The organism is Pelobacter propionicus DSM 2379, assembly GCF_000015045.1.
In the GTDB taxonomy this organism is placed as follows: domain Bacteria; phylum Desulfobacterota; class Desulfuromonadia; order Geobacterales; family Pseudopelobacteraceae; genus Pseudopelobacter; species Pseudopelobacter propionicus.
The window spans coordinates 2,836,605-2,855,378 of sequence record NC_008609.1 but is presented as its reverse complement, the minus strand read 5'-3'; the positions used below and the strand labels follow the sequence as shown (position 1 = coordinate 2,855,378).

Genomic DNA, 18,774 nt, shown 5'->3' with positions numbered 1-18,774 from the left:
GAATGCGACAAATCCTGGTTTTCGCGGACTTCAAAACCGGTGGAGGACAAGGATTTCTGTGGTTGGGTAAATGTTTTGTGTCCATTTAAACGTAAAACAGGGAGTTGGGTGCGATGCCCGACTCCCTGTTTTACCGTGGGCAGGGGGACAACCTCCGCCTATGGGCGGTGAGGAGAACAGGCGTGTCAAAACTGGTCAGTGAGGGCGTATTCACAACAATCATCAAGATGGCCATCCCCATGCTTGCCGGGACGTTTGCCATGAACATGTACAACCTTACCAATGCCTGGTTTGTGGCCAAGCTGGGTACCGAGGCGCTGGCGGCCATATCCTTCACCTTTCCGGTGGTCATGCTGCTCATGTTCGTGACCCGGGGCTTAAGCGGCGGCGCCTTGACGCTGGTGGCTCACGCCATCGGCGCTAAGGACCGCGCAAAAGCCGCCACCCTCACCACCCATGCCCTGATCCTCGCCGCACTGTTCGGCGCTCTGGTCTGCGGCCTGGGGCTTGTCACCGTCTCCCCCCTCTTTTCCCGGTTGGGGGCTTCCGGCCAGGTGCTGGAGATGACCGTGCGCTACATGAACCTGTGGTACCTGGGGGCCGCGGTCATGACGTTGCAGATCGTCGCCGCGGACATCATCATCAGCACCGGCAACACCCGGGCAGTCAGTTGCCTGATGGTGGGCAGCACGCTGGTGAACGTGTTCCTGGACATGGGGCTGATATTCGGAAAGTTCGGCATGCCTAACATGGGGATCGCGGGCGCCGCCCTGGCGACGATCATCTCCCAGTTGCTGGCCCTGGCGGCGGCACTGTACATCCTGGCCAGCAGGATGGGGCTTGTCGATCCGTCGCATCTGGCGCCGGGGGCGCTGTTCAGTTCCTGGAGCAGGATTCTCGCCTTCGGCGTGCCTGGCGCCCTGGGCATGATACTGACCCCCATATCGTCCGCGGTGATCACCCGGCTCGCGGCCGGTTACGGCAATAGCGCGGTGGCGGCCATGGGGGTGGCTTCGCGGATAGAGATGTTCGCCTTCATGATCCCCATGACCGTGGGCATGTCGCTGATTCCCTTTGTGGCCCAGAACTTCGGGGCGGGCAGGATCGACCGGATCAGGACGGCGCGGCACGGGACCATGACCTTCGCCGTCCTGTACGGCGTCTTCATCGGCCTTGTGTTCATCCTTTTCGCGCCGGCCATGGCCGGACTCTTCTCCACGGAACAAGCGGTTGTGGATGTGCTCTGCTCCTACATCTACATTACCTGCATGGGCTACGGCATGCTGGAGGTGCATCGCTATGCCGGATTTATCGTCACCGGCGCCCATTACCCCCTGCAGGCATCCCTGCTCAACGTGATTCGGGTGCTGGTTCTGCTGATCCCCCTTTCCTTGGCCGGCAGTTACCTGTTCCAGCTCAGGGGGATCTTCTTCGGCAGGCTGGCCACCGACATGCTGGCCGGGATGACCGGGATCTGGTGGTCAGGCAGGATGCTGTCCAGGAGGAGGTCAGCCTGACGGCTGCTCAGCCGCGAAAGCCCTGCGCTCTGGCCTCCGCTATCAGTGCCTGTCGACTGCCGTTGAACACCACGTCAACATGCTCTTTGGTGGCCTGCCTCACCTGGTTGGCCGCGTACATGTCGATGGAGAGGGCCATCCAGTTGGAGCTTTCCATCGTCGATCCGGGGCGTTTCTGCAGTACCAGATAGCTATAGGCCCTGGCCAGAAGCCTTCCCTTGAGCTTGAAGTACCACCACACGCCCACCATGAGTGCAGCCGTGAGCAACAACGCGGCTCCTGCCATTGAATCCTCCCCATATTCCCTTTCTCGAATCTGTCAGACGTACATCCCGGCCGGACTATAGCATGTGCCGCCCGCCGCACCTAACAGCTTTTGAGCCTGGCCGGACTGCTGTCCCCTCTCCGTATGTTTGGCCATGGTTTCGAAAACAGGAAGGAATCCCGGTTTTTCAGGGAGATGGTGAATTTAACGCAACAAAAAGGATAGTTTTTGTGCTATATAGACTGGCATTACATTACCCGCAAGGAGGAAACACCATGGCTAATGGACCTAAATCACAGAAGAACCTTATGGAAGCCTTTGCTGGCGAATCCCAGGCAAACAGAAAATACCTCGCCTTCGCGAAGCAGGCCGATCAGGAAGGCTTTACGCAGGTGGCCAAGCTGTTCCGGGCCGCTGCCGAGGCGGAGACCGTGCATGCACACACCCATCTGCGCGTGGCCGGTGGCATCGCCGATACCCGCAAGAACCTGGAAGAGGCCATTGCCGGCGAAACCCACGAGTTCAAGGAGATGTACCCCCAGATGATCGCCGAGGCGGAACAGGAAGGGTCAGATGCGGCCAAGCGTACCTTCAGTTTTGCCAATACGGTGGAGCAGGTGCATGCCGGTCTGTACCAGAAGGCGCTGGACACCCTGGGTGCGGCTGGCGAGGAATTCGATTACTATGTCTGCCCGGTGTGCGGCCACACGGTTGAGCGCCAGGCGCCCGAGAAGTGCGAAGTGTGCGGCGCCAAGGGATCGGTGTTCGTCAAGATCGTGTAGGTGGTGGTAGGTGCCGGGCCGGATTCGGTATGATGAGGATCGGTGGATCGGGTCGGCAGCGTGCTACAGGAGGGGGAGACAGCTTGAGCTGTCTCCCCCTCCGTATGTGGTTATTGAGCGAGGCCGTAGATGTCTGGTTTTGTATGTGGTGATTCTATATGGCTAACTTGCTTCTGAGTAACTTCAATATAACCTGTTGAAATCACATGAATTGATTAAATGAAGTTTCTTTATGAAAAATCGTCCCCGAAGGAGGCGTCGGTCGCTTATTGAAAAATAGCCTCTCTTTCTTTTGAGTTGTCTTTTGTCATTTCCTAATCGCCTGACTCATTCAGTCGCAATAGCCGATGCCCTTCAAAAACGGTAAGTATGTCGATTCGATCACCATTCAATCGGTAAACAACGCGATATCCTCGGTAAATAAGCTCTCGTATGTCAGGATTACCTATTTCTGGCACAGTCCTCCCGCTTCTCGGATTGTCAGCCAGAATTGCTTCAGCGTGGTCAATAATGGCATCTACAAACCGGGCAGCGCGCTCCGGACTATCGCGTGCAATGAACTCCTCTGTATCTGCTAGATTTTCACCAGCTTCCTGTGACCAGGTTATGTTCATGGATTGCCCGCACTTCTTCGGGCTTGCAGCGTCTTTCGTAGTTCGCCAGTCGTTTGGGTGCGGCCGTTTTCAACGTCCGAAATCCCCCTCTCAACAGAATCTAGAAATGATTTCCGGTATACCAATTCATCGTAATCCGAAGCGGACAACAGTACACCAGCTGGTTTGCTGTTTTGGGTAATGATAAGCGGATGTCTGGATGTCTGAAGTATTTTGAACCACTTGGAAATATTGGTTTTAAATTCTGCAATTGGAATAATGTCATTACTGATTGAAATAGTTCTCAATGTTTTCCTCCTTGATACAAATCTCTTTATGGTCAAAATATAGACCAACAAAACGACTAATGCAATCGCTCGATTTCATGCTTCGCCCACCGGGTCGGCAGTTGACCCGCCAGCCCGGTCTTCTTTTGTGCGGTGGAGATAAACGGACTCAGCAGCGCGATATAGAAAACGCTCAACGGTTTTGGAAAAACCATCAGGAGCAACGAAAATGAAACATATGACCGACTACGAATCCGACCTTCATGAATGGCTGAAATCCCCAGAAAATGCCGCTGCATATCTGAATGCGGTTTTGGAGGAGGGTGACAAATCAGCGATGCTGCTAGCCTTGCGGGAAGTGGCGCAGGCTAATGGCGGCATGACGGCAATTGCCGAAAGATCACATGTAAAACGTGAGAGTCTTTACCAGATGCTTTCCAAACGTGGTAATCCAGAACTAACCAGCCTCTTTAATGTTCTTCATGGTATGGGACGGACCATTACCATACTCTGTTTCTGCCTGGTTGGACCCTCGCCCTTTAATTTTTGTCTCGTGTCAAGGGCTGACCCCTCTGGGACTCTTTGGCGGTGCAACCCTCTATGGCAAGTATTTTTACAACTGTTTTCCTTTTCCTCAGCTTCTCCACATTTTTAAATTGAAATTTGTGTATTGAATCCACAGCTCGATTATAGCCAAACACTCCAATCTCCGTAGTTAAATGTTCCGTTGCCATGATGCAATTTGCCCTCATTTTGCAACTGCCGAAAAGCGTCACGCATTCGAATCAAAATCTCAGGTTGAATCTTCAAGCTGTGATGTGCTGGTAACACACGCTTTACCGGCAGAGTCGATATACGTTCTAGAGAGGTGAGGTACGCTTTTGGATCGGTGGACGGAAAGTAGGCAAATAGTGTGTCTTTATAAACCAAGTCTCCGGTAAAAAGATAACCGCGCTCCTTTTCCCAGAAGCACATATGCCCTGGCGAATGGCCCGGCGTATGCAGAACCTGAATACAGCGGTTTCCCATGTCAATCACATCATTGTCCTTCAGCACCTTTGTTGGCGTACCCTGAAAGAACTCATAGTTGTTTACATCATAACCTTCCGGTAGGTCACAGCGGTCAACGACCATTTCTTTAATCTGCTCCATCGTCAAAGGAAATTCTCCACTGAGCCAATTTAGTTCCTCTTCATGAGCGTAAAAGTCTGGAAAGTATTTATGGTCGCCAATATGATCCCAGTGAATGTGAGTGGCTACGGCAGCAATCTGCTTGTCAGTCAGATTGATGACCTCATTATAGATATTACAGATTCCAAGACCTGTATCAATCAGCAGACTGTACTCAGAACCATTCAGGAGATAACAATGCGTTTCCTCCCAGTGGCGGTATTCGCTGATGATATAAGTTTCCTTGTCAACCTGATCTATTGTAAACCAATCATTCATATGGGTCTTTCTTCAATAAATTTTTCAACGGTGTGGGGGCGCACCAGCGCGTCAGCGTCTGTGTGCCGCCGCCTGGTTAGCTGTTGCATTTATCGTTATTGCCGCCAAGCGCGCCATAAAACTGATTTATCAGAACAGTGCCTATAAGTCCCGTAAGCCCACCAAACACTGCACAACTTATTGGATATGCTAGCAAATAATTGACGCTGAGGTCCTCAAGTTTTATGGGGCCATCAGGCCCCACTCTGAATATGATGAATGGAAGTGTTAAAGATGCTCCGGCCCAGAACGAAAACCAGAAACATCCTCTCCACACTTCATCATATGGCAATCCTTTGTTTATTCTTGATTTTGCTTCAATGAAAAATATCGTAAAGTAACTCGCTGCTGGAATGACCAGAACCGCCATTTGAAAGCTTTGCAGCCATTCGATTTTGAGTATTGCCGCAAAGGTCGCTACGTGAATCGCCACGAAGACCATTACTCTGAAAAACAATGCAGATTTCGTTGTGTTTGTTTTTGTCATAATTCTTTCAGCTAACGGGGCTGAGGCGCAGCGGCAGCGCGGTCCTCCGCGCTGACCAGCTGCCGCCGAGTGGGTTGGGAACTACGCTGTTAGTTTTCCACTTTCAAGGGCTGCCCCCTCATGTTTCGTCCTCATTATCATTTTATCCGATGGGAGAACCCATTATGTTTCTGTGTCTATGGCTTGGTTTGCTGAATATATTTTGCCGTGAATATAGCCACGAATCTCATCATTAAGTTCTTCGAGTTTTTCATCCAGTTTTTTTCAGCGTCGTCCGGTTAGGTCTTTGCATGGTTCTTTGAGAATGTAAAAAAGTAACAAAATCAGCGTGATGCCACATTTTTTTTGCTTGACTTTTAGTAAAAAATTGGCGGGCCACCATCGTAACTACTTAATATTACACGAGTTACGACATGCGACCTTTCAAGCGACTGAAACAACGACGAAAAGCACGTGCTTTCAAATTGCTTCTTACCCCGGTTTTTGAGAGATTCAAGTCCGATAAACAACTTGAATCCAGGGGGTACCGCCCGTTGCAAATGACCTTTGATGATCAGCTAAAGGCCCTGATTTTCTATCACCTTGAAGAGTTTTCTTCCGGGAGCGAACTGCTGCAGGCTCTGGAACAGAATGACTTTGCCAAGGAGTGCGTTGCTCCCCCCAAGGGGATCAAAAAGAGCGCCTTCTTCGAGGCGATCAATAACCGTGGCCTTGAGCAGCTAAGTGAGGTATTCGGACATCTGGTCAAGCAAGCAGGCAAAGTGCTTCCGGCCGAATACGCTCACCTTGGCAACCTGGTATCCATAGATGGCTCTTTGATTGATGCTGTGCTGTCCATGGAATGGGCTGATTACCGAAGCGGCTCAAAGAAGGCCAAGGCTCATGTCGGCTTCGATATCAACCGGGGCATTCCCAGGAAGATATACCTCAGCGACGGTAAAGAGGGTGAGCGCCCCTTTGTTGACAAGATCATCGACAAAGGCGAAACCGGCGTTATGGATCGCGGGTATCAGTCCCATGACCACTTTGACAAGTGGCAGGCCGCCGAGAAGTTCTTTGTCTGTCGTATCAGGGAGAATACGATCAAGATAGTCATCAGAGAGAATGCCGTCAATCCTGACAGTATTATCTTCTATGACCGGATCGTAATGCTCGGCACCAAAGGCGTAAACCAGACTGAGAAAGAACTGCGCCTTGTTGGTTACCGTGTTGACGGTAAAGATTACTGGATCGCTACCAACAGGTACGACCTGACCGCTGAACAAGTCGCCGAAGTCTATAAGCTCCGCTGGAACATCGAGACCTTCTTTGGCTGGTGGAAACGCCATCTCAAGGTGTACCACCTGATCGCCAGGAGCAAGTACGGGCTGATGGTCCAGCTTCTTGGCGGCCTTATAACCTATCTGCTTCTTGCTATTTACTGCCGGGAGCAGCACAACGAACCAGTCAGCATCACTCGGGTACGGGAATTACGCAACCAAATCGCCAATGAGGCAGCAGAAGAACTAGAGCAAAAACGGATGCGAACACAGCAAAAATCCCACAAAAACAAACTTTTAAAGAAAAAACGACGACATGCAAAGACCTAACCGGAAATTACTGAGTTTTTTTCCGCATTCGTGAATTTTCCTCCAGTCCGCGCGCTGATCATCATTGAAGCTAATTTCAAAATCGACCTGTAACTCAACAACAATCTCGCGAAGGGCAAGGCATATCTCATAAACACGAGGCGGGATAAATGGCTTGTTTTTTATCACTACATCCCGAAAATTCTTAACGCTATCAGCAAAGACTTTATGCCGTTCAATAAATACCTCTCGTTGTTTGTCTGTGTCTTCGGGCAAATGATCCATTATTGGCCGAAGGGACCGTGCTGTTGCCTGAAATTCCCATGTTGAATTCCATACTTCCTTTAAAAGGGCGTATTCTTTTTCGAAAATCTGCTTCCACGCATGGGATCGAAGCAAGTACCCCGTCTTCACCTTCTCTACTTCTGTTGTAATCCTGGCAGTATCTTCAATTGTTGCCAAATTTTTTGCTTTTTCATCAACGTACTTCTGAGCGCTGTTACGGAATATGACGAACAGAATTGTTGAGACGACTCCTGCAATTCCTCCAATAGCCCCGAGAATGTCCATCATAAAAATCCTTTTTTGTAGGTTCTATACTGCCAACGCCTTATTGATCAGACCTAGTCAACATTCCACCAGATCTGGATGCCACTGCGTAAAACATAAAACATTATTTACTCAAGTTACTAAAATATATATAAAATCAAACTGGCCAACATGATATGTGGCATGTTGTAAAGTTTTATGGCCAACCTCCCGGAAATAATTTTCGGTTCTTCCTGGCTCAGTTGGTGATCTTGATATGCAACACAATATAGGCACGAGTTAATTAGTGGGCAATATAGTCTGAAGTAAAAACAATGTCAAAGGAGATTGGCATGCTACTTATTCCGAATGCCATGTTTACCGGCTATGTTGCGCATCTCAATACGCGGGGAATCGACGCTGCCATTCATGCGGAGTACAAAAAGTGGCTGCGGTATTATCTTGATTTCTGCGATAAGTATCCGGTTCCTGAATCCAAGTCAGAACGTGTTCGGCTGTTCTGCGAAAAACTGCGGGAGAAGAAACAGTCTGACAATCAGCGACAGCGGGCTGCCCATGCCGTCTCGCTCTATTTTGAGATGAAGCAAGAGGAAGAATACACGAAAGTTCGGGAACGTTACTCTCTTGAGGCGGGTGCCGGAACAGTAGCGGAATTGAAAGAATATGAAATGTCGGCCCCGGCTGAGTCTCAATCTGTTCCCGATGAAACAGAACGCCTCATCGTCAGGAGAAGTCCATCTCAGTATACCGAGGCTGGATATCAGGAAAAATCAAAATCACCGGAATGGGATGCACTGCTGGCCACGATGGCGGCAGAAATCAAGGTGCGCCATTATTCCCGCAAGACGTTGAAAACCTATGCCAACTGGTCCCGGCAGTTCCAGCGCTTCCTGAAGGATAAGTCACCACAGGAACTTGCGACCGCTGATGTGAAGGAATATATGACGTACCTGGCGGTACAATGCAAAGTTGCGGCATCAACCCAGAATCAGGCATTCAATGCCCTATTGTTTCTCTATCGCCACGGCTTGAAACGGGAATTCGGTGAGCTGCGCGACGTGCCACGGGCAAAAAAGTCTTTGTATATCCCGGTCGTTCTTTCCCGGCCCGAGATCGACGCCATCCTTGCCCAGCTCTCCTATCCGTTTAATCTGGTGGTGAAGCTGCTGTTCGGCTGCGGATTGCGGCAGTTCGAGTGTCTTCAACTGAGGGTGCGGGATTTCAATTTTGACGCCGGCATTCTTACCATCCACGGCAAGGGGAAGAAGGATCGCACCGTGCCGTTGCCGGAGTCGCTCGTGCCGGAATTGCGAGCGCAGATCAAGGTGGTTGGCGAACTGCATGACCGGGACCTGAGCGCCGGGTACGATGGAGTGTTTCTGGATGACGCTGTGGAGAAGAAATACCCCAAGGCGCCCAAGGAGTTCGTCCACCAGTGGTTTTTCCCTCAGAAGAATCTGACCCTGGTTGCGGAAACCGGCCAGCGTCGGCGCTGGCATTTGCATGAATCGGAGCTTCAGGAGGCGCTCTATCCGGCGGTGCGCAGGGCTAAAATCCCCAAGAGGGTAACATCACACACTTTCCGTCACTCATTTGCCACTCACCTGCTGCAGGCCGGTTACGATATCCGCGTGATTCAAACCCTGTTGGGACATTCCAGCCTGAAAACCACCATGATCTACACCCACTGCGTGCCGGTCAGGACGGTGAAAGAGCCGAAGAGCCCGCTGGATTTCTGATTGGGAGAATCGGTAGGGCCGTGGAGATGTGGGGCAGGCTTGGCTTTATTCGATATATTGGGAGGTTACCCCCCCCAGGCGGACCAGCAGCCGCTCGGATGAGCGTAGCAGCATAAAGACCAGCTCCGCCAGGGGACGCTGGCTGAAGGAGACGTAGGGGGCGCGGATGTAGGCGGGACGGGCGCCGGCCACCAGCGCTCCCAGGCAGCCGGTGAGCAGCCGGTCGTCAACCATCAGGATGGCTGAAGGTGGGACCACCGCCATCTCCGCGACCCTCTCCAGGCCGTCGGGGAACGGCTTCTTGCGTACGCCGGAGATGAAGCGCATGGCGGGGAAGCGGTTCCCGAACCATTGGCGGCGCTCGTCCGTCGGCTTGTTGGAGAGGATGAAGATGTTCGCCTCGCCGAAGAGCGCGGCGCAGCGATCCATCCACTCCACTGCCACGGGGAGCGGGACGGGGCTTCCGTGGGGCGCCAGCACGCCGTCGAAATCCAGGGCCAGCACCCGGATGCCCTCGGCCCTGAGTCTGTGTGGGTCGAGCCTCAGGATGGAACAGTTGGCGGGAGTCTCAGCCAGGATGCGGGCCAGTTCCCGGCGGTGGCGGAAGCCGTGGGTGAAGCCGGCCAGAATATGGGCTGCGGGCAGGGTGGCCATGTTCACCCCTTTGTCATGTTCTTCTGGGCCAGGGAGACCAGGTAGTAGACGATCCCCAGGATCAGCAGGGTTCCGGCAAGGAAGCCCTGGGTGGTCAGGTCGTCGTGACGCAGGGTGGAGATCAGTATCTCGCGGATTATGGCCACGATGATCACGCCGATGAAGATCAGGATGTTGAACTTGCCCCCCTTCAGATTCTTGATCTCGTTGTCCATCAGCTCGATCATCATCCAGAGGATCAGCAGCTCACCCAGGGCGCTCAGGATCCCTTTCTCTATGTTGCCCTGGAAGATGTGACCGATATCCCAGACGAACAGGCAGACCACCGAGATGGAGAGCCCTGCCAGGGCCAGCACCAGTATCAGGTTGAGCCCGAAGGTAAAGCGTTCCGTGGCGGTGATCAGGTAAGATTCCACCCTGCGGGAGAGGAAGACCTTTTTCATCTCCTCCTCGCGGTAGGAACTGCCCATCACGTCCAGGTTCATGTCCAACATCTTCTCCACCGCCTCGCGCAGCAGGCGGCGCTGCTCCCGGTCGTGGTAGCTGCCGTCGATCAGGTTGAGCAGGAAGTGGCGCACCTGGTTCATGGCGGCGTTGACGAAATGCACGTTGAGGCCCACCCTGACGTGGGCGTGGCCGATGCGTACCAGGTGGCTCAGGTAGTGGTTGTCGTAGATGCCGGAGAAGAGCGATAAAAACCAGGTGTTGTGCATCTGGCGCAGGTGGACCCGGTTGCATTTGTTGAGGATGGCGGCCGTGTCGGGCAGACCGTACAGGTAGTCGTAAAACTCCTGGGAGAAACTGTCCAAATGCTCTTGTGCCAGGGACTGGAGCGACAGAAGCAGCTCGGCATCCCCGTCGGTGAAGCGGTAGTGTTCGCGTAGTTCCTGCATGGTTATCATGGTGTCTGCTCCGCTCTGGTGGTATGTGTCGCTGTGGTCTCGCTGAATTGCAACTGGTGCAGGCGGTGGTAGACCCCACGCCGCTCCATCAGCTGCTGGTGGGTGCCCTCTTCCACCGTGCGCCCATGCTGGACGACAACGATACGGTCGGCATCCCGGATAGTTGAGAGGCGGTGGGCGATGATCAGGGAGGTACGTCCCCGCATCAGCCCCCTGATTCCCTCCTGGATCATCCGCTCCGCGGCGGAGTCAACGCTTGCCGTAGCCTCGTCCAGCACCAGAATCTCCGGGTCGAAGGCCAGGGCGCGGGCAAAGGAGATCAGCTGTTTTTCGCCCACGGAAAAGTTGTTGCCCCGCTCCCGCACCTCTTCCCCGTAGCCGGCAAGCAAACGCTCGATGAAGCGGTCGGCCCCCACGCCGGCCGCTGCCTGGCGTACCCGCTGCCTGGCTTGTTCGTCCCCCAGGTGGATGTTGAATTCGATGCTCCCGCTGAACAGGCAGGGGTCCTGCAGGACGATGCCGATGCGGCGGCGCAGTTCCGCCACCTCCAGGGTGCCGATATCTCTGCCGTCGATCAGGATGGCCCCCTGCTGAATCTCGTAAAAGCGGGTCAAAAGGCGGGTGATGGTGGTCTTGCCGCCGCCGCTCTCCCCCACCAGGGCCACCCGCTCCCCGCGCCGCACGGTCAGGCTGAAATCATCCAGCACCTTTTCCCCCTCACGGTAGCTGAAGCAAACGTGGCGCAGTTCGATCAGGGGGGGGCGTTGCTCACGGTGCGCGGTTGCCGGTTCGAGAGGGGCGGTTCGTGGTTCGTGGTTGGGGGGTAGGGGGGCAACCTTCGAACCTCGAACCTCGAATCTCGAACCCTGGACATCTTCCGTATCCAGCAGGGCGAAGATGCGCTCCAGGGCGGCCATGGCCCCCTGCATGACCGAGTACTTGGCCGACAGGTCGCGGATGGGGCCGAAAAACTTCTGTATGTACTGGAGAAAGGCAACCAGTACGCCGAAGGTCAGGGCGCCGGCCAGGATTCGGCCGCCGCCGTACCAGATGATCAGGGCGCCGGCAACGGAGGAGAGCGCCTCCACGATGGCGTAGAGCGAGGCGTCCCACAGGATGACCGGCATGTTGGCGTCCCGGTAGGAAGCGTTCAGCTCGTTGAAGCGGCGCTGCTCGTCATTTTGCCGGTTGAACGCCTGGATGATGGCCATGCCGCCGATACTCTCGGCCAGAAAGGCGTTCAGCCTGCCCAGGCGGGCGCGCACCTCGCGGAAGGACTGGCGCATGCGGCGGCGGAAGAGCCAGGTCAGGCAGAGGAGCGGAGGCAGCACCGAAAAGGTCGCCAGTGACAGCCGCGGATCCATCCAGAGCATGATCGAGACGATGCCGATCAAAAGCAGGATGTCTCCCACGATGGTGATCAGCCCCGAGGCGAACATCTCCCCCAGCACCTCCACATCGCTGGTCAGGCGGGTGACCGCGCTCCCCACCGGGGTGCGGTCGAACCAGGAGACCGGCAGCCCCGTGACGTGCCGGAAGAGCTCCGCCCGCATGTCTGACATGACCCGTTGTCCCACGGACTGCAACAGATAGACCTGCAGGTAGGCGAACAGCGCCTCCCCCATGAGGAACGCCAGGAACAGGAGGGCGATCTCCTCCAGCCCTGCCAGGCGCCCGGTGGTGATATGGTTATCGATGGCCTGCTTGATGAGCCAGGGTTGGGCCAGGCGACAGGCAGCCACCAGCGGCAGCGTCACCAGCACGACGGCGATGGTGCGGGAATAGGGCCTCACATACTGGCCGAAGCGCATCAGGATGCGGGTGTCGTAGGCCTTGCCGGTGATCTCTTCAGCGTACATGCCGCCGTGGTGCATTCATGCTCCCTGGGTTTGTGATCCTGCCGTGGAAGGCGCGACTGTAGCTGATTTTGCGGAGGAGCGCAACGCCGTCGCGCGGCACTATATGGCCTAATGCGATAATTCGGACACTAATTGTCCTGATATGTATCCTGTCTTGCCCGGCAGGCGCAAGGGGAAAGAGGGGAACATCGTTGCGCTTGGCTGGTCAGCTCATGTCCAGCGGATCGATATCCATGGCTTCCCGAACGCTGGAGGAGTCCCGCTGGTCGCGCCAGGCGACGATCAGCCGGCGCAGTTCGGAGCGGGAGGCGGATTTGATCAGGATGCGGCGCCGGAAACGGCCGCGCAGGCGGTACAGCGGCGCCGGCGCGGGCCCCAGGAGTTCGGTGCGCAGCTTCTGCTCCCGTTTGATGTTCAGCAGCAGACGGGCGGCAGCCTCGGCGCGCTGCTCCACCGCCTCCTCGCAGGTGCCTGACAGGGCCAGGGATGCCAGGAAGGAAAAGGGGGGGTAGCCCGCCTCGCGCCTGAACTCCAGTTCCTGGCGGTAGAAGCCGGCGCTGTCGTGGTCAATGGCGCACTGGATGGCGTAATGCCCCGGGTCCAGGGCCTGCAGGATCACCCGGCCGGGTGTGTCCCCGCGGCCGGCACGGCCGAATACCTGGCAGAGCAGCTGGAAGGTGCGTTCGGAACTCCTGAAGTCGGGCATGTGCAGGCTGGCCTCGGCGTTGATCACCCCCACCAGGGTCACGCTGGGGAAGTCATGCCCCTTGGTGATCATCTGGGTGCCGATCAGGATGTCGGCGCTTCCGTCGTTCATGCGTCTCAGCAGCCGGTCGTGGCTCCCCCTGCCGGTGGTGGTGTCGCTGTCCATGCGCAGGATGCGGGCGTGCGGCAGCAGTTCACGCAGCTCGTGCTCCACCCGTTCGGTGCCGGCACCCAGTTCCTTCAATTCCGGGCAGCCGCAGCCGGGGCAGATGCCGGGGGCCGGGATGGCAAAGTCGCAGTAGTGGCAGACACTCTGGCCGCGGCCGCGGTGAAAGGTGAGGGTGACGGAGCAGTTGGGGCAGGTCAGGGGCTGACCGCACTCGCTGCAGACCAGGAAGGTGGCGAAGCCGCGGCGGTTGAGGAAGATGATGGACTGTTCCCCGCTGGCCAGGGTCTCTTCCAGTGCCTGGAGCAGGCGGGCGGAGATGGTCCCCTTGACCCCCTGCATGGCCACGGTTTCCACCGTTGGCATGGGGATGCCCCGCACCCGCTCCGGCAGGGTGAGCAGTCCCAGCCTCCCCTGTTCCACGGCGTACTGGGAGGTGATCAGCGGGGTGGCCGATCCCAGCAGCACCAGCGCCCCCTCCATGCGCCCCCTGACCAGGGCCAGGTCGCGGGCGTTGTAGCGCAGGCCGTCGCTCTGCTTGAAGGAGGAGTCGTGCTCCTCGTCCACCACGATGATGCCGATCCGCTCCAGCGGGGCGAAGATGGCCGAACGGGCGCCGATGACGATGCGGACCAGGCCGCGCCGGATGCGGCGCCATTCGTCGTAGCGCTCGCCGTCGGACAGCCCGCTGTGCAGGATGGCTATGCCGTCACCGAAGCGGGCCCGGAAGCGGCGCACCAGCTGGGGGGTCAGGGAAATCTCCGGCACCAGGGTCAGAGCGCTCATCCCCAGCGCCAGGGTATGGCTGATGGCCTGCAGGTAGACCTCTGTCTTGCCGCTGCCGGTGACGCCGTGCAGCAGAAAGGGGGAGAATTCCCGGCTGTCCAGACGGCTCAGCAGGCTGTCCAGGGCCGCCTGCTGGTGCTGGTTGAGCTGGCGCGGCCTGTCCGGCTGGACGGTCTCGTCCCGGAAGGGGTCGCGGAACAGCTCCCGCTCCTCCCGGCGCACAAGCCCCAACTCCATCAGCCGCTTCAGCTGGGGCGAGCAGGAGCCGAAGCGTTTGCGCAGCTCCGTTGCCGTGAACTCCCCCTCCGTACTGAGCAGCTCCAGCAGTTGGGCCGCCTTGGCGCCCAGGGCACGGTCCGGCATGGCGCCATCCGCGGGCAGGTACAGCGCCTCGCGCCTGATCCTGCTCCCTCCCGCCACGGCCTGGTCAGAACCCTTTGCGCTCCTCGGGTTGATGCCGGCGGGGAGCGCCGTCTTGATCACCTCCCCCAGGGGGGACAGGTAGTAGCAGGCCACCCAGCGGAAGAACTCCAGTTCCCCATCGGTCCAGAGCGGATCACTGTCCAGGACATCGATGATCTCTTTCAGTCTGGTGCAGTCTTCCGTCTGAGCGAAGGCCAGCAGATAGCCGGTGAGTTTGCGGCTGCCGAAGGGGACCAGCACCCGCTTCCCCGGCTGCGCCTGCTCAAGCAGCGACGGGGGAACCAGGTAGTGGAAGCTCTTGTCCAGGGGGAGCGGAATGGCTACTTCGACGATGGTGGGGGGAGTTTGATGCATAGCCATGAGTGATAGCAGAGAAGGGGAGGGGAAGTAAAGGGGGAGCTCCCCCTTTACTTCCCCTTATTGATCAACCGTTGCACCTCGCCGGCCAGGGATTGGAAGGAGAACGGCTTGACCACCGATCCGTTGAAGCCGTGCTGTTGGTAGGTGGCAATCACCGGGTCGTTGGAATAGCCGCTGGAGACGATCAGGACCGCGTTCGGGTCCACAGCGCGGATGAGCTGTGCTGCCTCCTTCCCCCCCATGCCGCCGGGAATGGTCAGGTCCATGATGATCGCATCGAACGGTCTGCTTTTCTCTTTCGCCTCCTGGAAGCGCTGCAGTGCCTCTCTTCCGTCGGAGCACGACTCCACGCAGTAACCGGCGCACTGGAGGATTTCCCGTGATACCTCCCGGATGATCTCTTCGTCGTCCATGACCAGGATTCTTCCGCTTCCACACAGGACATTCCCTGGTCCAACCATCCTGTCAGCGGCATGTACCTGGGGCTGAGCCGGAAGGCGGAGGGTGAACGTCGTTCCAACCCCCACCCGGGAGGATACTTCGATCGCCCCGCCATGGCGTCTGATTATGGCATAGGCCGAAGCAAGCCCCAGGCCGCTCCCCCTTCGTTTGGTGGTGAAGTAGGGGTCGAATATCTTGGGCAGATTTTCCGGCGGGATGCCGCAGCCCTGGTCCTGGACGGTTATTCTCAGGTAATCCCCTGGTGCCAGGTTGAACGCATTCCCCTCGTGAAGCGCTTCGTTCATCGCGCTGATGATGATTACCCCGCCACCCGGCATGGAGTGCGTGGCGTTGATGATCAGGTTGTTCAGCACCTGACTGATCTGTCCGGCATCGACGTTGATGCACGAGAGGCCTTCCGTCATCCGGATGTCACCCTTCACGTTGGTGCCGCGCAGCACGAAGGTGGCGCTTTCCCGGATCAGGGGGGCGGGATCGATGACCTTCCTGACCGGTTCTCCGCCGCGGGCGAAGGTGAGCAGCTGCCGGGTCAGCCCGGTGGCCCGGATGGTCGCTTTTTCGCAGCTTTTGAGGCGGCTGGCGAGAGGGTCGTCGGGGTCGAGTCTTGAGCAGACCAGCGAGATGTTTCCCAGGATGCCGGAAAGGATGTTGTTGAAATCATGGGCGATGCCTCCTGCCAGGAGCCCCAGGGATTCCAGTTTCTGGCTTCGTACCCGCTCGTCCTGAATCTTCATTCGCTCGCTTATGTCGCGGGCTATGGCCAGCACCGCGTCTTTGCCCCGGTAGGTGTGATGCACGGAGACCATCTCCACCGGCACGGTGGAGCCGTCCAGTCGGACCATCAGCTCCTCGATGGGAGGGTTGTCCCGACGTTCAAGTGCCCTGTCTATCCGCTGCCCCACCATTTCCCGCTGGTCGGGATGGATGAAATCCAGCGGTTTCCTGCCGTAGAGCTCTTCCGGGGTTTTCGCTCCCAGCAGCCTGGCGGCGGCCTGGTTCATGAAAACGAATCTGTTGCCGCTGTGGATGAAGATCGCGTCGGGAGAAAGCTCCACCAGCCTGCGGTAGCGTTCCTCGCTCTCCCTGAGGTTTTGCTCGATCTTTTTCCGCTCGGTGACATCCCAGTTGCATCCCACGGTACCGACGACCTGGCCGTCGATGGAGACCGGGGAAATATAGACCTCGAACCAGCGGTTTTCACCGCTTACCGGAAGCTCTTCCTCGTCGTGTTTTGGTCTGCCGCTCGTCAGTACCCTGCGGTCCTCTGCCGTGTTTTGGTCGGCAAGAGCCGAGGGGGCGACATCATGGATGGTTTTATCCACCAGTTCCTGGGGGGACGCTAGCCCCAGAAAGGTGGCAAGCTGTCTGTTGACCGCCAGGAAGCGTCCCTCTCTGTCCTTGATCCAGGCGGCAGAGGGAAAGTTGTCCAGGAGCGCACGCTGGTAGTATTCCCGCAGTCTCAGCTCCTCCTGGAGTCTGGCCTGCTCGGTGGTGTCGGTCCAGAACGACAGCAGATAGCGGCACCCCCGAATCTGGACCGTTCTCACGCTGATGCGCATGTTGCGCAGCGAGCCGTTGCGGTGACGATGGATGGTCTCGAAGACGCCATAATTCCGGGAGATGATCTCGTTGATATGGCTCCGGTGCCACTCCTTGTCGTATTCGGGGTTGATATCGGCTACGGACAGTCGGGCGAATTCCTCCCGGCTGTAGCCGAGCCCTGCGCAGGCCGTGTCGTTGAACTCCCTGAATTCCAGCGTCTCCGCGTCCACCAGGACCACACCGTCGGGCGCCTGATTGAATATAACGCTGTACAGCTCCTCCTGCTCCTTTAAGGCCTGCTCGGCCCTTTTGCGCTCAGTAATGTCACGTGCGAAACTGAACAGGAACTCTTCTCCCTGATATTCCAAGTGGGTTGAGGTTATTTCCACGGGAAAGATGACACCATCCCTGTTCCGGTGAACCGCTTCAAAGGTCATGCAATGCCGTTGTTGTCTTTTTTTTAGATGATTGGGAAGGTCTTCCCTCCTGAACTGCGGGTCGAAGTCGAACACCGACATCCGGCAGAGCTCTTCCCGGGAATACCCCAGACTCTCGCAGGCATGCCTGTTGGCATAGAGTACGTTCATGTCCTGATCGAGTCTGAAAATACCCATGGGCGCCTGATCCAGGCAGTATCGGGCAAGATAAAGTTCCTCCTCCGCCCGCCTCTGTCGTGTAATGTCCACATGGGTACCCACTAGGCGGGTTCCCCTGCCGTCATCGTCACGAGCCAGGAGGCCGCGCGACAGGACGCAGATGTAGTGGCCGTCCCGGTGTCTCATGCGGAACTCGGCTTCAAACGTGTCGCTCCGCCCCTCCACGTAGTCCTTTATCAGTGTCAGGGTGGCCTGCAGGTCGGCCGGATGCGTCAGGTAGGACCAGCTGTCGAGATTGTTCTCCAGCTCATGCTCAGCGTAGCCGAGCATCTCCTTCCAGCGGGGGGAGAAGTAGACCTCATCGGTGAGCAGGTTCCAGTCCCAGATGCCGTCGTTGGCGCCCAGCATGGCCCGCTGGAAGCGCTCCTCACTGGATTGCAGCAGCATCCTGGTTTGCCTGCTCTCGGAGATGTCGATCATGACCCCCTGCAGGCGGATGGAGCCGCCTTCGGTGGGGAGCGGAGTGACAATGGTGCGGAACCAGACGGTTCTCCCGTCCGCCGCGGCCATGCGGTGTTCGAATTCCCGGCTTTCCCCCTTCTCAGCCGCCTCCCTGAGCTGGATGGCGCATTGCTCCGCGTCATCGGTTGGGATGTGGGCCTGCCAGAAATCCTGTTCTTCGACCCACTGCCGGCACGGATAGCCCAGGATGGATTCCGCCTCCTGGTCAACATGGGAGAAACGCAGGGTGAGTGGATCGCACTCCCAGGCTATGCCCTTGATTGAATGCAGGAGCGCGGCAGAGAGTTTGTCATCCATGTGCGGGATGTAACCTGGTGGCTGTTTCCTCATTGAAACCTCAAGCGTGTGGCGTTGGGAGGCAGGTTTTCGCCGTGCGCTACCCGGCTGTCTGGCGCCTGACTCCGCACGCGTTTTTCAGAAGGACATATATCAGGGGGTACTCCCCGGGACGATTTGCACAGTGGGGAGCGGAAATGTGTGTGACATATAACAGTCAAGGAAGGGGGAATTCAAGTTGTTCTG

Annotated in this window: 16 protein-coding genes; 5 read left to right on the top strand and 11 right to left on the bottom strand. The window is 56.9% G+C overall.

Going from position 1 to position 18,774, the window contains the following annotated elements; genetic code table 11:
- Nucleotides 1-182: 182 nt before the first annotated feature.
- Nucleotides 183-1,517: an MATE family efflux transporter gene (locus PPRO_RS12945; RefSeq protein WP_041532320.1), complete on the top strand. Its 1,335-nt coding sequence runs from the start codon at nt 183-185 to the stop codon at nt 1,515-1,517.
- Nucleotides 1,518-1,524: 7 nt separating this feature from the next.
- On the opposite strand, the gene PPRO_RS12940 is transcribed toward PPRO_RS12945, so the two are convergent.
- Nucleotides 1,525-1,785: a hypothetical protein gene (locus PPRO_RS12940; protein WP_198138274.1), complete on the bottom strand. Its 261-nt coding sequence runs from the start codon at nt 1,783-1,785 to the stop codon at nt 1,525-1,527.
- Nucleotides 1,786-2,057: 272 nt separating this feature from the next.
- Between PPRO_RS12940 and PPRO_RS12935 the strand changes: the two genes are divergently transcribed.
- Nucleotides 2,058-2,564 carry a rubrerythrin family protein gene (locus PPRO_RS12935; protein WP_011736481.1) on the top strand — a complete coding sequence of 169 codons (507 nt, stop codon included), beginning with the start codon at nt 2,058-2,060 and terminating at the stop codon, nt 2,562-2,564.
- A gap of 314 nt (nt 2,565-2,878) precedes the next feature.
- Here the strand turns inward: PPRO_RS12935 and PPRO_RS20310 are convergent, their stop codons facing one another.
- Nucleotides 2,879-3,178, bottom strand: coding sequence for a type II toxin-antitoxin system RelE/ParE family toxin (locus PPRO_RS20310; RefSeq protein WP_011736480.1), 300 nt, complete (start codon nt 3,176-3,178; stop codon nt 2,879-2,881).
- Nucleotides 3,175-3,465 carry a type II toxin-antitoxin system Phd/YefM family antitoxin gene (locus PPRO_RS20305; RefSeq protein ID WP_011736479.1) on the bottom strand — a complete coding sequence of 97 codons (291 nt, stop codon included), beginning with the start codon at nt 3,463-3,465 and terminating at the stop codon, nt 3,175-3,177. The genes PPRO_RS20310 and PPRO_RS20305 overlap by 4 nt, the downstream gene beginning before the upstream one ends.
- Nucleotides 3,466-3,673: 208 nt before the next feature.
- On the opposite strand from PPRO_RS20305, the gene PPRO_RS20300 reads away from it, so the two are divergent.
- Complete coding sequence (locus tag PPRO_RS20300; protein ID WP_083761256.1) at nt 3,674-4,099, top strand: addiction module antidote protein; 426 nt, start codon at nt 3,674-3,676, stop codon at nt 4,097-4,099.
- A gap of 32 nt (nt 4,100-4,131) precedes the next feature.
- Here PPRO_RS20300 and PPRO_RS12930 read toward each other — a convergent pair whose 3' ends face one another.
- Together PPRO_RS12930 and PPRO_RS12925 are read right to left on the bottom strand one after the other, a co-directional pair.
- A complete protein-coding gene (locus PPRO_RS12930) occupies nt 4,132-4,893 on the bottom strand; it encodes an MBL fold metallo-hydrolase (protein ID WP_011736477.1) in 762 nt (253 codons plus the stop codon).
- A gap of 76 nt (nt 4,894-4,969) precedes the next feature.
- The gene (locus PPRO_RS12925; protein WP_011736476.1) at nt 4,970-5,419 is read right to left on the bottom strand and encodes a hypothetical protein; all 450 of its coding nucleotides are present in this window, start codon (nt 5,417-5,419) and stop codon (nt 4,970-4,972) included.
- A gap of 413 nt (nt 5,420-5,832) precedes the next feature.
- Here PPRO_RS12925 and PPRO_RS12920 point away from each other — a divergent pair, with 413 nt between their 5' ends.
- Complete coding sequence (locus PPRO_RS12920) at nt 5,833-7,008, top strand: IS4-like element ISPepr3 family transposase (protein WP_011735659.1); 1,176 nt, start codon at nt 5,833-5,835, stop codon at nt 7,006-7,008.
- Here the strand turns inward: PPRO_RS12920 and PPRO_RS12915 are convergent.
- Nucleotides 6,976-7,560 (bottom strand): hypothetical protein, encoded by a 585-nt coding sequence (locus PPRO_RS12915; protein WP_011736475.1) that lies wholly within the window; start codon nt 7,558-7,560, stop codon nt 6,976-6,978. The genes PPRO_RS12920 and PPRO_RS12915 overlap by 33 nt on opposite strands.
- A 308-nt stretch (nt 7,561-7,868) precedes the next feature.
- Between PPRO_RS12915 and PPRO_RS12910 the strand changes: the two genes are divergently transcribed.
- A complete protein-coding gene (locus tag PPRO_RS12910; protein ID WP_011736474.1) occupies nt 7,869-9,275 on the top strand; it encodes an integron integrase in 1,407 nt (468 codons plus the stop codon).
- A gap of 45 nt (nt 9,276-9,320) precedes the next feature.
- Here the strand turns inward: PPRO_RS12910 and PPRO_RS12905 are convergent, their stop codons facing one another.
- From PPRO_RS12905 to PPRO_RS19610, 5 genes are all read right to left on the bottom strand, one after another.
- Entirely contained in the window at nt 9,321-9,929 is a 609-nt protein-coding gene (locus PPRO_RS12905; RefSeq protein ID WP_011736473.1) for a YqeG family HAD IIIA-type phosphatase, read from the bottom strand.
- Between the two features lie 2 nt (nt 9,930-9,931).
- Nucleotides 9,932-10,831 carry a protoglobin domain-containing protein gene (locus PPRO_RS12900; protein ID WP_011736472.1) on the bottom strand — a complete coding sequence of 300 codons (900 nt, stop codon included), beginning with the start codon at nt 10,829-10,831 and terminating at the stop codon, nt 9,932-9,934.
- Complete coding sequence (locus tag PPRO_RS12895) at nt 10,828-12,705, bottom strand: ABC transporter ATP-binding protein (protein ID WP_011736471.1); 1,878 nt, start codon at nt 12,703-12,705, stop codon at nt 10,828-10,830. Before PPRO_RS12895 ends, PPRO_RS12900 begins: the two co-directional genes overlap by 4 nt.
- Nucleotides 12,706-12,895: 190 nt before the next feature.
- Entirely contained in the window at nt 12,896-15,124 is a 2,229-nt protein-coding gene (gene priA, locus PPRO_RS12890; RefSeq protein WP_041532317.1) for a replication restart helicase PriA, read from the bottom strand.
- A gap of 53 nt (nt 15,125-15,177) precedes the next feature.
- Entirely contained in the window at nt 15,178-18,549 is a 3,372-nt protein-coding gene (locus PPRO_RS19610; RefSeq protein WP_049759722.1) for a PAS domain-containing hybrid sensor histidine kinase/response regulator, read from the bottom strand.
- Nucleotides 18,550-18,774: the final 225 nt, after the last annotated feature.

What these genes read in the sequence shown, in the direction of transcription:
- PPRO_RS12935 (WP_011736481.1), top strand. Translation starts at nt 2,058, where the DNA reads ATGGCTAATGGACCTAAATCACAGAAGAACCTTATGGAAGCCTTTGCT.
- PPRO_RS20310 (WP_011736480.1), bottom strand. Translation starts at nt 3,178, where the DNA reads ATGAACATAACCTGGTCACAGGAAGCTGGTGAAAATCTAGCAGATACA.
- PPRO_RS20300 (WP_083761256.1), top strand. Translation starts at nt 3,674, where the DNA reads ATGAAACATATGACCGACTACGAATCCGACCTTCATGAATGGCTGAAA.
- PPRO_RS12930 (WP_011736477.1), bottom strand. Translation starts at nt 4,893, where the DNA reads ATGAATGATTGGTTTACAATAGATCAGGTTGACAAGGAAACTTATATC.
- PPRO_RS12925 (WP_011736476.1), bottom strand. Translation starts at nt 5,419, where the DNA reads ATGACAAAAACAAACACAACGAAATCTGCATTGTTTTTCAGAGTAATG.
- PPRO_RS12920 (WP_011735659.1), top strand. Translation starts at nt 5,833, where the DNA reads ATGCGACCTTTCAAGCGACTGAAACAACGACGAAAAGCACGTGCTTTC.
- PPRO_RS12915 (WP_011736475.1), bottom strand. Translation starts at nt 7,560, where the DNA reads ATGATGGACATTCTCGGGGCTATTGGAGGAATTGCAGGAGTCGTCTCA.
- PPRO_RS12910 (WP_011736474.1), top strand. Translation starts at nt 7,869, where the DNA reads ATGCTACTTATTCCGAATGCCATGTTTACCGGCTATGTTGCGCATCTC.
- PPRO_RS12905 (WP_011736473.1), bottom strand. Translation starts at nt 9,929, where the DNA reads ATGGCCACCCTGCCCGCAGCCCATATTCTGGCCGGCTTCACCCACGGC.
- PPRO_RS12900 (WP_011736472.1), bottom strand. Translation starts at nt 10,831, where the DNA reads ATGATAACCATGCAGGAACTACGCGAACACTACCGCTTCACCGACGGG.
- PPRO_RS12895 (WP_011736471.1), bottom strand. Translation starts at nt 12,705, where the DNA reads ATGCACCACGGCGGCATGTACGCTGAAGAGATCACCGGCAAGGCCTAC.
- priA (WP_041532317.1), bottom strand. Translation starts at nt 15,124, where the DNA reads ATGCATCAAACTCCCCCCACCATCGTCGAAGTAGCCATTCCGCTCCCC.
- PPRO_RS19610 (WP_049759722.1), bottom strand. Translation starts at nt 18,549, where the DNA reads ATGGATGACAAACTCTCTGCCGCGCTCCTGCATTCAATCAAGGGCATA.